Annotated in this window: 9 protein-coding genes; 6 read left to right on the forward strand and 3 right to left on the reverse strand. The window is 63.0% G+C overall.

Annotation, left to right across the window (positions count from 1 at the left end; all coding sequences use genetic code 11):
• The 3 genes from QHF83_RS40960 to QHF83_RS40970 all read right to left on the reverse strand — a co-directional run.
• Positions 1–728: JAB domain-containing protein (locus QHF83_RS40960; RefSeq protein WP_282423531.1), on the reverse strand; the 728-nt coding region annotated here is incomplete at its 3' end.
• A 546-nt stretch (positions 729–1,274) separates the two neighbouring features.
• Complete coding sequence (locus tag QHF83_RS40965) at positions 1,275–3,092, reverse strand: AAA family ATPase (RefSeq protein ID WP_282423532.1); 1,818 nt, start codon at positions 3,090–3,092, stop codon at positions 1,275–1,277.
• 155 nt (positions 3,093–3,247) lie between these two features.
• On the reverse strand, positions 3,248–4,993 hold the full coding sequence (locus QHF83_RS40970) for a hypothetical protein (protein ID WP_282423533.1): 1,746 nt from the start codon (positions 4,991–4,993) through the stop codon (positions 3,248–3,250).
• Positions 4,994–5,133: 140 nt separating this feature from the next.
• On the opposite strand from QHF83_RS40970, the gene QHF83_RS40975 reads away from it, so the two are divergent.
• Genes QHF83_RS40975 through QHF83_RS41000 form a run of 6 tightly spaced genes read left to right on the forward strand, consistent with a single transcriptional unit; the run spans position 5,134 to position 15,495 of the window.
• Positions 5,134–6,639: a sigma 54-interacting transcriptional regulator gene (locus tag QHF83_RS40975; protein ID WP_282423534.1), complete on the forward strand. Its 1,506-nt coding sequence runs from the start codon at positions 5,134–5,136 to the stop codon at positions 6,637–6,639.
• Positions 6,640–6,688: 49 nt separating this feature from the next.
• Positions 6,689–10,099, forward strand: a complete 3,411-nt coding sequence (locus QHF83_RS40980) for a DEAD/DEAH box helicase family protein (RefSeq protein ID WP_282423535.1) — start codon at positions 6,689–6,691, stop codon at positions 10,097–10,099.
• Complete coding sequence (locus tag QHF83_RS40985; RefSeq protein WP_282423536.1) at positions 10,096–11,595, forward strand: class I SAM-dependent DNA methyltransferase; 1,500 nt, start codon at positions 10,096–10,098, stop codon at positions 11,593–11,595. Before QHF83_RS40980 ends, QHF83_RS40985 begins: the two co-directional genes overlap by 4 nt.
• Positions 11,592–12,869, forward strand: a complete 1,278-nt coding sequence (locus QHF83_RS40990; protein WP_282423537.1) for a restriction endonuclease subunit S — start codon at positions 11,592–11,594, stop codon at positions 12,867–12,869. Before QHF83_RS40985 ends, QHF83_RS40990 begins: the two co-directional genes overlap by 4 nt.
• Complete coding sequence (locus QHF83_RS40995) at positions 12,866–14,521, forward strand: DUF3696 domain-containing protein (RefSeq protein ID WP_282423538.1); 1,656 nt, start codon at positions 12,866–12,868, stop codon at positions 14,519–14,521. The genes QHF83_RS40990 and QHF83_RS40995 overlap by 4 nt, the downstream gene beginning before the upstream one ends.
• Positions 14,521–15,495 carry a hypothetical protein gene (locus tag QHF83_RS41000; RefSeq protein ID WP_282423539.1) on the forward strand — a complete coding sequence of 325 codons (975 nt, stop codon included), beginning with the start codon at positions 14,521–14,523 and terminating at the stop codon, positions 15,493–15,495. Before QHF83_RS40995 ends, QHF83_RS41000 begins: the two co-directional genes overlap by 1 nt.
• Position 15,496 lies beyond the last annotated feature (1 nt).

A 15,496-nucleotide genomic window follows, 5' to 3' on the forward strand; every position in this document is an offset into this window, starting at 1 on the left:
TCCACGATCCGCCGCCAGCGACGCTCGGCCTTGGTCGTCCTCGTAGCCATGACAAGCCTCCCTTCAACGAGGCATACATGCATGGCCGAGGGGGGAGGCGGAAGGATGGGGGTGGCGGGACGGATACTGACGCGCAGGGTGAGCTCGATGTCCTCGGCCGAGGGATTGGGATTGCCGCTCGGGTGGTTATGGATGAGGACGAACCCCGAAGCGGCGAGCTCGAGGCCAGCGCGCAGGATGTCGGATGTGCGAACGGCGAGTGCGTGGAGGCCGCCTCGGGCGAGCATCCGTGCCCCGCGGAAGTGGCTCTGCCCGCTGAGCGCAAGGAGGTGCATCTCCTCGTGGATGAGGTGCCCGAGCCGGGGTTGGGCCCAGGCGACGACGTCAAGGCAGGAGGCGATCGAGGTGACGTCTGCGGCTTCGACGAACCGGCGGTGGCCGAGCTCCAGGGCGGCGAGGATACGGGTGGCTTCGTCGGGGGTGAGGGCGAAGCGCTCGGTGAGGGCGAGGGGCGAGAGGCGGGTGAGAGAGGCGAGGTTGCCGAGGGATTCGAGGAGATGGGCTGCGACGCCGGGGCGTCCGAGCACGTGGTCGATCAAGGCTTCGTCGGTGAAACTACCAATATCGATGGGAACCGCGAAGAGGTGGTCGGGGTTGTCTGCCACAGCGGGAGGGCTCCTTTTGTCTCTGCTATGGCTCTTATCCCTGCTCGGCTCGACAAATTTCACAGAGGGTTCAGCCCCGTCGCTATGATGTTTGGGAGCTCCGACGAATGCCGTTGAGGCTACATGCGTAGCCCTGTGACACACGGAACTCACCGTCCGAGCTCTCGCGCAGAGAATATAGGCGCTATTCGTGCGATCACTCCGTGCCACGCTTTGGGGTACAGGTCTGGGAGATCAGTGCCTACGCGGCACGGGTCCCTGCACTCAGGCGCCTGGGGTGGAATCCCGCCCCTTGCCCGCCTCTTGACGGACTGCAACTTTACAGGTGAGGGTGATGCGGGGCAGCGCAGCCTACGGGTCGCCGGCGACCCCCCGGATTGAAGCGAACGGGATGCCGAACAGACCCTTCTGTGCGGCAAGCGCCAGTGGTAGATCCAACCAGGAGCGAACGGCCGTCCATGGCCGACACGCGCCCGCCCCAGGAGACCCCACAATGCAATAGTGAGCGTTCCTCATGGGCGAGACAAAGCCGCCGCGCGAGACTGGCGATCCCTCCAGTACGCTCCAAATAGCTCATTGCGCTGCCCGGTTAAGTCACCACGAAGACAGCTACTTCAGGAACTCGCCAATCTCGTCAGGCACCATTGCGGCCGAGAAACGATCGGTGGGGATGTCTTCCAGCATGCCATGTATGGTCGAGCGCACCTTGGGCTGCACCGCAGTCGGAAGTGCACGGCGCACTCGGTCGAGTATGAAGTCGGCCCGATCCTTCCCCCGCTGCCAGATCTCCGGGTGCGCCCGCACCGCTGCACGAGCGGCCTTCTGCGCGTCCTTGCTCTGGCGATGCTCGGTTCGGCGAAGTACATCTGCCAGCTCGTCCTCGGCGTGTTCCAGCAAATCTGGGTCCCGGTTTGCAGCCGAGACCGCCTCGCTAACGAGTTGCCCTACATCGCTCACGCCCGTGCTCTCTCCTTCGAGGAGCGCCGAAAAACAGGCCGCCAAGGGCTCTATGTCGAGGAAAAGCGATTCGATGCTGTGTCGTGTCCAGACCTTTCGTTTCTGCGACACCTGTCCACTCGAAATCTCTTCAACCACTGGCTTTCGCTCGTAGTCTCTGTCTAGTACAGACACCACAGCAATCCGGTCCTCGGCGTCAAGTGACAAGAGCAGATCCGAGGAGAAGAGGCTGCTGAGCAAGGAGCTCGCAGGTGCGTTTTGGGCTCCATTTAACGCTACTGGGGTCCACTCCTCGAAGCGCCGTAGTCCATGGGGCTGGTCACGAAAGTATCCTCTTGCGCAGTTGCGGAGTATCAGGTAGTCCACTGCGCCTTCGTGCAATAGTATTCTTCTATGCTTAAGCCAGTTAATCGATGCAAACGGCATGAGATTATGAGTACGGCCGAAGACCTGGACCGCTTCAGCCTCCGTTTGCAGGCGGCGGGGATGTGAGAATGCGTCCGAGAGCGCATACAGAGCCCCCTGAAGGCGGCGTCCCAGTTGATGAGCGACTTCGATCGAGTGCGTCGCCGAAATCACCTGCGTGTGCCCTGCGGTCGTCAGTTTTGCGAGTCGCTTAGCGACGGCTTCCTGGACACGAGGGGTAAGATGCAATTCGGGCTCATCGAGCAGCAGGAGCGTGCCACCGTCTTTTGACCTTTCGTGGCTCCGTTCGATCTCAACCAAGATCGTCGTCAAGTTTAGCAACCCTTCATTGCTCGCCGCCAGCTCAAGCTCGGTGCCCCGGCGGCGAAACATAGCTTCAAGAATTGCATTGGCCGGCGCGTTATTGATGGGCGTACGCCGGACAAGCTCCGTGTCCTGTGCCTCGCGCAGCGCACCATTCAGACGCGCGATTGATCGCTCCGAGAGGCGGGCAAGGCCGTTTCGTACAATCTCCTCATGTCGACCTGCGGCCCGGAGCGCGTCCAGTTCTGCGTTGAGGAGGAGGCGCTCGCTGGCCAGCACGCGGTGGATGCGTGAGATGAAGACCGCGGGATTCGCCGCCAGAGGAGGGCCCATGGTGCTCTCTACCTCGACAGTGAGATCCGGCTCGTTGCCACGGACCGCAAACTCCATCCGACCACGGCGGAGCCCTCTCGCCCCGCTGAATGACGCCACGATCTCGAAGCCGTCTGCCTTGTAGCGGCCCTGATGGTGGAGGAGATTGCGCCAGCCGAGGCCCGCAGGCCAGTTGGGATCGACCACACGCTGCCGACGACGTCGCACGCACGTACCGTCTGCGCGAACAAACACTTCTGCATCTCCGCTCGCAAGCACATCTGCCGTCGCGAGCGTGAGCAATTGCATCGCTTGGAGCAGAGTGGTCTTGCCGGTTGCGTTGCGGCCTACGAGCACGGTTATCGGCGCCAGCTCCAGGTCGAGTGATCGGAACCCACGAAAGTTCGACAGCGACAGACGATTGATCATGTGCGCCTCGCGAGGCATCCTCTGCTACTCGCTGGATCCACGTAGTCAAGCCACGGAGTTCACATACTCGGTGGAGCGCATTCTAGAGATGTTCGGGTCGAAACTCGTTCTTGAGCGTTTAGCTCACCGAGCTCCGGCAAATGGGGCAGCTCGCTTCATGCTCCGCACGCTTGCGTCTGGGCCGTAGAAGCTGCACTTCGCGCCGTCCGCCCTGGGTCCACCTCGCCACCTTGCTCCGTGAACGCTCCGCGCGCTTGCAGCAGCGACCCTGCCGGCAACATTACCGGCGCACTCTTCGCGTCATCGACCTCGGCGAGCTCCACGTTCAGCGCCTTCAGCGTCGACTTTGCCTTGCGCAGCAGCAAACCGAGCGCGTCGCCGCCCTTGCGCACCTCGTCGGCGAGCTTCTCCGCGTCGCTCCGGATCGACTCGCTGAGCTTGCGCATCTTGTCGAGCCGTTCGAGCTCCTTCTGGATGCGATGCTCGATGTCGGCGAGCGCCTCGATATCGCCCGCATCGTCGGAGCGCCGCTGACGGCTCGCGAGGGCGAGGCCGAGGAGAACGGCGGCGTGGAGATACGGGTCGGTCGCCTCGTCTTCCTCGTCCCACACCACGAGGATGTCGTTGCCGTAGCGCGCGAAGCTGGGGAACGCCGCGGGGGCGTGGCTGCGCGCCATGACTAAGATCCCGCTGTTCGCGTTGCGGTTACCACGCGCGAGCTCGAGCTCCTGCAGGGCCTTGGTCACGGTGTACGCGCCCTCGCGTTTCGCCTCGATCACCAGGGCGCCACCCGCGTAGATGCTCTCTTGCGTGAAGCGGACGACCTGGTCGCCCACCTTGCAGCTCGGCTTTGCGCCTACGGTGTTCGCCGTCGTGTCCACCGTCACCGGCGCCCCCTGGACCGCACCCTGAACGAAGCGCAGCACGGCGTCCTGGTATTCGAATCCTCCGCGCGTCGACTTGGCGGCGCCGCGCTTGCGCTCCTCGAGACGGACGAGAGATTCGCGGATCTCCTGCTCGAGCTTCGCCTGGCGCTCCTGCATGGCGACCATCACCTCGCGCTGCTCCTCTCCGTGCTGCCGAAGCAACGTGGAAAGCGCGTTCTTCAGGACGGCCATCGGCGAGTTGGGCATCTCGGGGTTCATGGCTGAGACGAAGGCGGTGCGGGCAGAAGCCGTCTCACGCACGAGGCGACTGAGAAGGGAGTTCTCGTCGTTGGCGTCGAGAGCCTTGGTCGCGAGCGCGAGTTGCTTGCTGCGGTCGTTGTCCGCGTCCTCCAGCTGCTGGCGCAGGGCGCGGAGGAAACGCGCGACGGCGCCGTCCTCGGCGACGGGATCGAGGGCGCGGGTGACCTCGGCCTGGTTCTCCGCGAGCGCGTCGCGCAGCTTCGACTCGAGCAGGAAGAGGACGCCTTCGCTGTCGGTGGGGCTTAACCGGCGGAGCATCGGGCTGTTCTCGCCGAGCTCGCGGGCGAGCGTCTGCGCGAGGGCCCCATGTTCGGGCGCCAAGAAGCGCTCCATCGTCCTTGCGAGGTCGCCTTCGTCCCGCAGGAAGCCTTCGAGGCGCGTGATGACCTGGCCGTCGCGGGGGTCGAAGTAGCGCGCGAGCACCTGCACGAGGGTCGTCTGCTGCCGCTCGATATAGGCAGCGAGCTGTTTGTCGAGATCTTCCTTCAGCGTCTTGCCGACATCCACGAGGCGCGACTCCTCGGCTTGCCGGTGCGCGTTCAACAGCGCGCGCAGCCCGACGGTCCACGCGTCGGTGACGAGGCCTGTTCGCTGGGCGTCGTTGAGGGGCGCAAAGGCGGCGAGGACGTCGGCGCGGTTGTCGAGGATGCGGGCCTCGATGGCGTTGGTCTGGGTGTTGACGTGTACGGTGAGAGGGGCTTGCGTGTTGTTCATGGACGGCCCCTTCTTCAAGGCCCGTGCCATGCGCTCGCGCTCGCGCGTCAGGCAGAACGCGCGGCTGTTTCGCGAGAAGAACGCACCAGGACAAGAAGAAGCTCTCTGTCGCCAGAAGGTTTGTTACCCTGCAGGCGGCGATGCCTCGCGTTCTCTTGGCCTGGATTGGGAAAACCGACATCAAGGCTGCGACGGGGGACGCCTCGGCTGGCGATAGTCCCATCGCACAGGCTGTCGCCGCGCGCGCCTTCGATCACGTCGTCCTGCTGAACAACTACCGCACGGAAGAGGCTGCGCTCTTCGAACGGTGGCTCGAGAAGAAGGCGAAGGTGAACGTCGTGGTCCGGCAGGAGACGCTATCTTCTCCGACGAACCACGCGGACATCTACCGCGCCGTGACAGGGGCGGTTCCATGGGTGCTCGCGGAGTACGGCAAGAAGGCGAAGCTGACCTTCCACCTGAGCCCCGGCACACCGGCGATGGCGTCCATCTGGATCATCGTCGCGAAGACGCGCTTCGAGGCCGAGCTCATCGAGTCATCGAAGGAGGCGGGCGTCCGCACCGTCGACGTGCCCTTCGAGCTCGCCGCGGAGTTCGTCCCCGATGCAATCCGGCGCGCCGATGAGGATCTCGAGCGACTGAGCGGCGGGCTTCGCCCCGAGGAGCCCAAGTTCGGAGACATCCTGCATCGCAGCGATAAGATGAAGAGCCTGGTGCGTCGTGCTCGACAAGCGGCACCGTACTCGGCGTCGATCCTCATCGAAGGCGAGTCCGGGACGGGCAAGGAGTTGCTCGCGGCGGCGATCCACATGGAGAGCCCGCGCAAGGGCCAACCCTTCGTCCCCGTGAACTGTGGCGCGATTCCGAAGGACCTCGTCGAGTCGAGCTTGTTCGGGCACGTGAAGGGTTCGTTCACCGGCGCCTTCGCGGACTACGCTGGCGTCTTCGAGCAGGCCAACAACGGAACGCTCTTCCTCGATGAGGTGGGAGAGCTGCCGCTCGATGCGCAGGTGAAGCTGCTCCGCGCGCTCCAGGAGAAGGAGGTCCGGCCCATCGGCGGCAAGAAGGAGGTCAAGGTCGACGTCCGCGTGATCGCGGCGACGAACCGCAACCTTCTGGAAGAGGTCCGCACCCGTCGCTTCCGGGAGGACTTGTACTTCCGGCTCGCCGTGCTCGTTCTGAAGGTACCTCCGCTACGCGATCGTGAAGGAGACGTCGGGCTCCTCCTCCAGAAGCTCCTCGACAGGCTCAACGTGGACATGGCAGCCCAGTCCGGCGGGGTGCAGAAGAAACTTTCTGTCGGGGCAAAGAACCTTCTCCAGCGGCACCCCTGGCCCGGCAACGTCCGCGAGCTCGAGGCCACACTGCTGCGCGCCTACATCTGGTCGAAAGGGCCGGTCATCGAGGAGGCTGAAGCGCGTGAGGCGCTCGTCGGGGTCCCTGGGGGACAGACCCAGGACGTGCTGGAGCGCCCCCTCGGGGATGGCTTCAGTTTGACGGACCTCCTCGGCGACGTCGCTCGTCACTACCTGGCGCGCGCGATGGCTGAAGCGAAGGGGAACAAGACGAAGGCAGCTTCCCTCGTCGGGCTCGCCAACTACCAGACGCTGAAGAACTGGCTCGAGAAGTACGAGGTCGCTGGTTGATGGAACGGGCTCTGCACTTGGCGCGGGCATGCTGCGCGAGGAGACCATCATGAAATCGCAGAACTTCGAGTTCTTGCGACGGAAGCATCCCGCGCTCGCCGACCTCGGCGGGTTCGCGGAGGTGTATGCGCGGACCGACCCGGGCAGCTCGCTGATCAAGCTGAGGCTCTTCGTCGAGCGCGTCGTGGGCCTCATCTACGCTGGGTATGGGCTTCCGCGCCCCTACAGCGACAACTTGAACGACTTGCTGAACGAGACGGTCTTCCGTTCGGCCGTCCCCGAGGTGGTCCTCAACAAGCTCCACGCCATCCGTAAGTCGGGCAATCGCGCCGCGCATCGAGAGGCTCCGAGCACGCAGGTCGCTCTCCTGAACCTGCGGGATGGCTTCGACATCGGGCAGTGGGTGCACGTACAGCTCGACGGAGGGAGCCCAGGGCAATGCCCGGCGTACCGCGAGCCGCCTCCGCCGGCGCAACCTGGCGCCGCGCTCGAGAAGGCGACGAAGGAGGCCGAGGCCAAGCTCGCCGCTCAGGAAGCGCAGCTCAAGAAGGTGCTCGCCGACCTCGAAGCCGAACGCAAGAAGCGTGAGGCGGCCGAGCAGTCGTTCTCCGTCACGCAGGAGCAGCTCGAGCAGCTTCGGGCCGAGGGGCAGAAGGCTGCCAACATCCTCCACTTCAACGAGCTCGCGACGCGCCGTCGGCTGATCGACGAACAGCTCCTCGAGGCAGGCTGGGACGTCGGGAAAAACGGCAAGGACACGGAGCAGGTACGGCAGGAGGTGCAGGTCTTCACCATGCCCACGCCTTCGGGCGAAGGGTACGCCGACTACGTGCTTTATGGCGATGACGGCAAGCCCCTCGCGGTCGTCGAGGCGAAGAAGACCTCCAAGGATGCACGGGCCGGCGCCGAGCAGGCGCGCATCTATGCGACGTGCCTCGAGAAGGAGACGGGCCAGCGTCCCGCCGCCTTTTATACGAACGGGAGCGATATCTACCTGTGGGACGACGCCCAGGGATACACGCCCCGCAAGGTCTACGGCTTCTACTCGAAGGACAGCCTCGAGTACCTGATCCACCAGCGAAAAAACAAAATGCCGCTCGCCGCGGCGGCGCCGAACCTCGCCATCGCCGAGCGCATGTACCAGCTCGAGGCGGTGAAGCGCGTCAGCGAGCGCTTCGACAAGAAGTTCCGCCGCGCGCTTCTCGTACAGGCCACGGGCACGGGCAAGACACGCGTGGCGATCTCCCTCTGCGAGCTCCTCATGCGCGCTGGCTGGGCAAAGCGCATCTTGTTTCTCTGCGACCGTCGCGAGCTCCGCAAGCAGGCCGACAAGGTCTTCAAGGAGTTTCTGCCCGGCGAGCCGCGCGTCGTCGTCGACAGCACGACCTCGTCGGAGCGGGACAAACGCATCTACCTCGCCACGTACCCGGCGATGATGAAGTGCTTCGAGAGCTTCGACGTTGGCTTCTTCGACCTGGTCATCGCCGACGAGTCGCACCGCAGCATCTACAAGAAGTTCCGCGAGTTGTTTCTGTACTTCGACGCCCTGCAGGTCGGCCTGACGGCGACGCCGGTGCAGTTCATCGACCGCGACACGTTCAAGCTGTTCGGGTGCGAAGATAACGATCCAACGTCGAACTTCAGCTTCGGGGAGGCCGTCAACTCGACGCCGTCCTACCTCGTGCCGTTCCGCGTGCGCGAGTTCCAATCGAAGTTCCGCAAGGACGGATTCAAGTATTCGCAGATGTCGGCCGACCAGCGGGCGGAGCTGGAGGAGCAGGAGGAAGACGCGTCGACCGTCGAGCACGAGGCGGACGAGCTCGATAAGGATGTCTTCAACAAGCCCACGAGCCGGATCATCCTCCGCAGCCTCATGGAAGAGGGGATCCGCGATGCGACCGGGAGCCGCATCGGCAAGACCATCGTCTTCGCGCGAAACCACCTCCACGCGGTGCACCTCGCCGAGCTGTTCGACGAGCTCTACCCGCAGTACGGGGGCACGTTCTGCCGGGTCATCGACAACCAGGAAGCACGCGCCGACCAGCTCATCGACGACTTCAAAAACAAGGACAGCGACCCGGTCATCGCGATCTCGGTCGACATGCTGGACACGGGCATCGACGTGCCCGAGGTCGTGAACCTCGTCTTCGCCAAGCCGGTCAAATCGTACGTGAAGTTCTGGCAAATGATCGGCCGCGGCACGCGCCTCTGCGAGAACCTCTTCGGGCCGGGGAAGGACAAGACCGAGTTCCTGATCTTCGACCACGGGCGCAACTTCTGGTTCTTCGAGGAGAAGTACAAAGAGAAGCAGCCCTCGCCGCAGAAATCGCTGTTGCAGAAGGTCTTCGAGGCGCGCATCGCGGTCGCGGAGGCGGCGCTCGAAAAGATGAACGAGCCGGTATTCCAGGCGACGGTCGACCTTCTCGTGCAGGACATCCGGGATGTGATTGCCTCGAAGAGCATTGCCGTGCGCGACAGGCGCATGGAGCTCGAGCGGCTGTCCGACCGGGAGACACTCGCCCAGTTCGCGGCGGCGACCAAGGCGGACCTGCTCTCGATCGCGGCGCCGCTCATGCAGTGGCGCAACATTCGCGGCGAGGAGGACGCTTACCGCTTCGACCTGCTCGTGACCCGGCTCGAAGAGGCGGTGCTCAAGAGCGCCCCCGCCGTGGCTGATCTGAAGGCGGCCGTGGAAGTCGAGGTGGCCCGCCTGATGAAGAACCAGAACCCGGTGAAGGCGAAGGCGGCGGCCATCCTGGCGGTCGAGAGCAAGGAGTTCTGGACGGCCGTCACCGTGCCAAAGCTCGAAGACATCCGTGGGGAGCTGCGCGGGATCATGAAGTATCAGGCGCAGGTGACGACGGGTCGCCTCACGCCGCGCGTCTTCGACGTCAGCGACTCCGACATCGAAGGCGTCGACCATACCCCCAAGCTCGAGGGGCTCGAGCTCATCGAGTACCGGCACCGCGTCGAGAAGGTCATCCGTGAGCACTTCGCGAACGACCCGACGCTGCAGCGCATCCGCCTGGGCAAGGCCGTCCCCGAGGAAGAGCTCGAAGCGCTGGCCACGCTGGTGCTCCGCGTCGACGACAAGGCCAACCTGAAGCACCTCGTCCAGCCCGAACTGAAGCGGTCGCTGCTCGACGTGCTGCGCGGCCTGGTGGGGCTCGATCCTGGTGCGGTCGACGAGGCCTTCACCGTCTTCGTGCACAAGCACCCTCACCTCTCCGCGCAGCAGCTCCGGTTCATGCAGCTGCTGAAGAACCATATCGCGCAGAACGGGGGCATCGAGCTCGAGCGGCTCTACGAGCCACCGTTCACCACCATCCACGCCGAAGGCATCGACGGCGTGTTCACCGAAGCGGGCCAGGTCGACGAGATCCTGGCCATTCTCGAGACCTTCCAGCCGCGAAAGGCGTCGCCGTCGAGCCGGCCGCCCCCCGCAAAGCAAGCATCATGATCACCGGCAAGCTGAAGACCGATATCGACAGGCTGTGGGAAGAGTTCTGGACCGGCGGCATCACGAACCCGCTGACGGTCATCGAGCAGATTTCGTTCCTCATGTTCGCGCGTCTGCTCGATGTCACCGAGACGCGAAACGAGAAGCGGGCGGAGCGGACGAAGAAGGCGTTCAAGGGGACGTTCGACGGCCCGGACGATCCACGGCGCTGGAAGAACTTCAAGCACCTAAAGGCCGAGCAGATGCTGGCGGTCGTGAACCAGAAGGTTTTCCCGCACTTCCGGAAGCTGAACGGGGGGACGACGTTCGCCGAGTACATGGCCGACGCGCAGCTCATGATCCAGAAGCCGAGCCTTTTGGTGTCGGCGGTGAACATGATCGACGCGCTGCCGATCACGGACGGCGATTCGAAAGGGGACCTTTACGAGTACCTGCTGAGCAAGCTCACGACGGCGGGGATCAATGGTCAGTTTCGGACGCCGCGGCACATCATCCGGTTCATGGTCGAGATGCTCGACCCGAAGCCGACGGAGACGGTCGGGGATCCGGCGTGCGGGACGGCGGGCTTTCTCGTGGGTGTGATGTCGTACCTACTGGAGAAGTACACGTCGCCGAAGGGGATTGTGATCGGCGAGCACGGCGAGAAGGTTTATACGGGGGACAAGCTCGAGCAGTATCGTGAGCATATCCAGAATGATATGTTCCACGGGTTCGACTTCGACAGCACGATGCTGCGGATCGCGTCGATGAACCTGATGCTCCACGGGGTCGAGAACCCGGACATCCATTATCAGGATACGCTGTCGAATTCGTTCCCGGAGAAGTTCGGGAAGCAGGCGACGGGGTATTTCGACGTGATTCTCGCGAATCCGCCGTTCAAGGGGAGCCTGGACGCCGAGGATGTGCATCCGACGCTGACGCAGAAGGTGAAGACGAAGAAGACGGAGTTGCTGTTCGTCGGGCTGATTTTGCGGATGTTGAAGAGGGGCGGGCGGAGCGCGACGATTGTGCCGGATGGCGTGCTGTTCGGGTCGTCGAAGGCGCATGTGGCGCTGCGGCAAATGCTGGTCGAGGACAACCAGCTCGAGGCGGTTGTCTCGTTGCCGTCGGGCGTCTTCCGGCCCTACGCTGGCGTCTCCACGGCCATCCTGGTCTTCACCAAGGGTGGCAAGACCGAGCACGTTTTCTTCTACGACGTCGAGGCCGACGGCTATTCGCTCGACGACAAACGCGACCGGGTGAAGGAGAACGACCTCCCCGACGCGCTCGTACGGTGGCACAAGAAGAGCCCAGCGGACACCGATCGAACCGTAAAGCACTTCATGGTGCCGGTCGCCGAGATCCGGGACAAGAACTTCGACCTCTCGATCAACCGCTACAAGGAGGCGGTGCATGAGGAGGTGAATTACGACTCGCCGAAGGTGATTCTGAAGAAGCTGCGGGCGCTGGAGGCAGAGATCGCTACCGACCTGAATGCGCTGGAGGAGATGCTTTGAGCTGGCGTCGAGTACCTCTCGGAAGCGTTGCCGACATCCAGCTCGGCAAAATGCTGTCGCCGAAGGCACGTACCGGCGTGTCGAGCTACCCCTATCTGCGCAACGTGAACGTCCAGTGGGGGCGACTAGACTTTTCCGATCTTATCGAGATGGACTTCGACGAAGAGGACCGAGCCAAATTCTCGCTAAAGCAAGGTGACCTCTTAGTGTGCGAAGGTGGAGAACCAGGCAGGTGCGCCGTCGTCGAGCGAGACCAACCCGGCGTTTTTTTCCAGAAGGCGTTGATGCGGGTTCGACCTCGAGACAGTCGCCTCGATACCCGATTCTTACAGCGATTCATGGCGTTCGCTGCGGAACGCGGCACGTTTGCAAGACATGGGAATCAGGCGACTATTGCTCACTTCCCCGCCGTGAAGTTGAGTGCTTTTGAAGTTCCGCTTCCCCCCCTTCCCGAGCAGCGCCGCATCGCCGACATCCTCGACAAGGCCGACGCGGTTCGACGCAAGCGGCAGGAGGCCATCGCCCTCACCGAGGAGCTGCTGCGGTCGGCGTTCCTGAAGATGGTGGGGCCGCACGCTTCGGATTACAGCACATGGCGAGAAGTCACCTTGGAGACCCTGGCGCACCCCGGTCCAAACACGATGAGGACGGGTCCCTTCGGAAGCGACCTCCGGCACTCGGAGTTTGTTGATACCGGGGTCGCGGTGCTCGGCATCGACAACGCTGTCCAGAACCGGTTCGTCTGGGGCGAGAGACGATACATCACGCAAGAGAAGTACGAGGGACTCAAGCGGTACACGGTTCGACCGCACGATGTCATCATAACCATCATGGGGACTACCGGCAGGTCCGCCGTTGTCCCCGAGGACATCCCACTCGCCATCACGACGAAGCACCTTGCAACTCTGACGCTAAACCGCGCATTGGCAGAGCCGGAGTTCGTGGCGCAGGCAATTCATCGCCATCCCGCCGTCCTCGCGCAAGTTCACAAGGCGAACCGAGGAGCCATCATGAGCGGTCTCAACCTTGGTCTCATCAAGTCGTTGGTCGTCCGGCTGCCGCCGATTGAATACCAGCAACGCTTCGCCGCCCTCACAACCCGTGTTCGCGAGCTTGGACGACGGCTTGAGAGCGCGCAGGGCGAGGCAGATGGCTTGTTCGCGGCACTCGTGCAGCGGGCGTTCCGCGGTGAGCTTACGGCGAAATCAACTATCTCGATGGTGCAACCGCAGACGCAGGTGCTCGACGCTTCGTCGACACGGAAGCAGGCATGATTACCCGCATCGAACTCGAGAACTTCAAGGGCATCTGCGATCGTGCTTCGCTGAATTTAAGGCCCATTACGCTACTGTTTGGGGCCAATAGTTCAGGCAAGAGTACTATCATCCAAGCATTGCATTACGCGCTTGAGATATTCCGCCACCGTAACTTTGATGCTGACCGGACGACGCTCGGCGGACGCTCCGTCGACCTCGGCGGGTTCCAGAGCATGGTACACGCCCACGACCTCGACAAGCGCATTACGATGCTGTTTGCGATCGACGTGAGCGACTCGACGCTGCCAGATCATACGGTGGGAAACACGGATCTGACGCCCGAGTCGCCGGGTTTTGCCGGTGCCCCGGACATGGATGATCAGATCATGACGGTTTGGGCTCGAATTGAAGTTGGGTGGAGTCTCGCCCTGCGAGCACCGCAGGTCTTCGTGTATGAGGTGGGCGTCAACGATCGCGAGACGCCAGTGATTCGTATCGACGCCAGCGCAGGAAAGGGGCAACCCGCAACGCTAAGTCTCCACGTTGATGACGCGCTATTCACACGGCCCAACAGCGAGCCTGACGAGGCGACGCCACTCCTCCAGCACCTCGCCGACGCTGACGTGGGCGTGAGCCCGGATCGGCGCGCTTCTTTTCCCATCTATGATCAGCCCTCGGCCATCCCGAATTGGGGACGGCCCCTCCGAATCTGGGCGACGAGCGACATGGAGCCCATTCCAGATGCACTTATCGAGCTGCGTCGGCTCCTGAGCAAGTTAGCTGTCGGGATTGGCGAGCAGCTCCTCGCCCAGCTCGAGCGTATGCTGTACGTAGGTCCCCTCCGCGTCGTCCCGCCGCGAAGCTATCAGCCGCCGCTCACGGAAGACCTTTCTCGTTGGGCCGACGGATTGGGCGCATGGGACGCACTCTATCGGCGCGGGCCTCATTTGCCTTCCCGCGTCAGCGAATGGATGACACGCCTCGGAGCCGGTTATCGCATTGAACTCCGGAAAGTCTTCGAACTGCCGGAAGCGATCCGAGATGTGGATCATGAGCTAACATATATCGTCAATACTGCGCTACACGATGACGAAGGGAATGTGCGGTTGTCGCGGGCCCAATTCGATTGTTTTCGACGTGTAGCGGAGGTTGTCCGAGAGGCGCGGGAACGCACTGATCTAGTGCTGATCGACGAGCGCAATGGCGTTGCCGTTCGACCCTACGACGTTGGCGTAGGCATCTCTCAAGTGCTCCCGATCATCGTGGCCGCCCTTTACCGTGGGGAGCGCGGGGCCGGTGCGTTCGTCACCATTGAGCAGCCGGAGCTGCATATTCATCCGAGATTGCAGGTGGCCCTGGCCGATCTCTTCATCGAGCAGAGCACGAGGGGGACGAGCAGCGATCATTGGTTTTTGCTGGAGACGCACAGCGAGCACCTGATGCTTCGACTCATGCGCCGTATCCGGGGATCCTCGGAAGCAGACGCCGGGAGCACTGAAGACGGCGAGGAGCGTCTTCGGCTGCCGCCGCACCACGTGGGGGTCATTTATGTCCAGCGGGACGATGACGGTGCCGTGCGGTTCGTACCCCTCGAGCTCGATAGCAGTGGCGAGTTTCGCGACGTTTGGCCCGAAGGGTTTTTCGACGAGCGACTTCGAGAGCTGTACTGATGATCTACGAATACGCATTGGAACCCGAGTTGGTCGCTTCGTGGGTCGACCGAGCGGCTTATCGGTTCTTCGATGGCAAATTCGGGCTCGGCTGCCGCCGTATCGCGTCAGCCTTCCCCTCGAATGAAGCATGGAGAAGACGCGTTGTCGAAGTGTTAGAAGCAACGTTCGTTGGACGTTCCGAGCCGGAGAAACAAGCTGCGAGGAAGCGGCTGGACGCGCTCCTGTCGCACTTCCGCCCCATATCGGAGCGGAGAGGCGCGCTCGCCACGACGTGGCGGCAAGATATCCTCGCCGAGCACCGCGAATACCCGTTCGCGGCCTTACTCGGCCACGCCACGCCGCGGCCCACCGCTCCCATCGTGATCGCCGAGGACCTCGACGAACAGCATCCGGCTTGGATCCTTCCGACGCCTCCCACGCCGCGGCGGGCGGCTGAATTTGCCAAGGCGCTACGACCGATGCTCCGATTTGCTCGAGATATCAGGTTCGTGGATCCCTATTTCGACCCGGAGAAAGACAACTTCAGTGAGCCTCTGGCTGCAATGATAGAGGCGGCGCAACAACGGCGCGACCCCAGGGGCGTTCGATTCCAAGTACATACTGCGATCAATGAGGCTCGTCGTAAAGGCTTGCCGAAGGAAGCGAGCTGCCGCTCGGAGGACATTGCACGGGAAATATGCAACACGTGCAGTGCGCGGTTCACCGCGAACCTTCGGCCGGGTGTGGAATTGGCCGTCTGCGTATGGGAAGAGAGCGCCGGCGACAAACTGCACAATCGCTACGTCCTCTCGGATATCGGCTCGGTGGGTTTACCGGCGGGACTCGAGCAGGCCCGCAAGAGGCAGCTTGCCCATACCGACGACATCTTCGTGCTCTCGCGCGAGCAACACGCTCGGCGCTGGACGCAATACCGCATTGATAGCACCGAATTCAAACGCGCGCGAGCACCGTTGATCATCGTAGGCAAATGAC

Origin of the sequence: Polyangium sp. 15x6 (assembly GCF_029960785.1) — a bacterium.
Lineage (GTDB): Bacteria > Myxococcota_A > Polyangia > Polyangiales > Polyangiaceae > Polyangium.

Bases quoted from the DNA above. Each gene is read 5' to 3' on its own strand.
- QHF83_RS40965 (WP_282423532.1), bottom strand. From the start codon at position 3,092: ATGATCAATCGTCTGTCGCTGTCGAACTTTCGTGGGTTCCGATCACTC.
- QHF83_RS40970 (WP_282423533.1), bottom strand. From the start codon at position 4,993: ATGAACAACACGCAAGCCCCTCTCACCGTACACGTCAACACCCAGACC.
- QHF83_RS40975 (WP_282423534.1), top strand. From the start codon at position 5,134: ATGCCTCGCGTTCTCTTGGCCTGGATTGGGAAAACCGACATCAAGGCT.
- QHF83_RS40980 (WP_282423535.1), top strand. From the start codon at position 6,689: ATGAAATCGCAGAACTTCGAGTTCTTGCGACGGAAGCATCCCGCGCTC.
- QHF83_RS40985 (WP_282423536.1), top strand. From the start codon at position 10,096: ATGATCACCGGCAAGCTGAAGACCGATATCGACAGGCTGTGGGAAGAG.
- QHF83_RS40995 (WP_282423538.1), top strand. From the start codon at position 12,866: ATGATTACCCGCATCGAACTCGAGAACTTCAAGGGCATCTGCGATCGT.
- QHF83_RS41000 (WP_282423539.1), top strand. From the start codon at position 14,521: ATGATCTACGAATACGCATTGGAACCCGAGTTGGTCGCTTCGTGGGTC.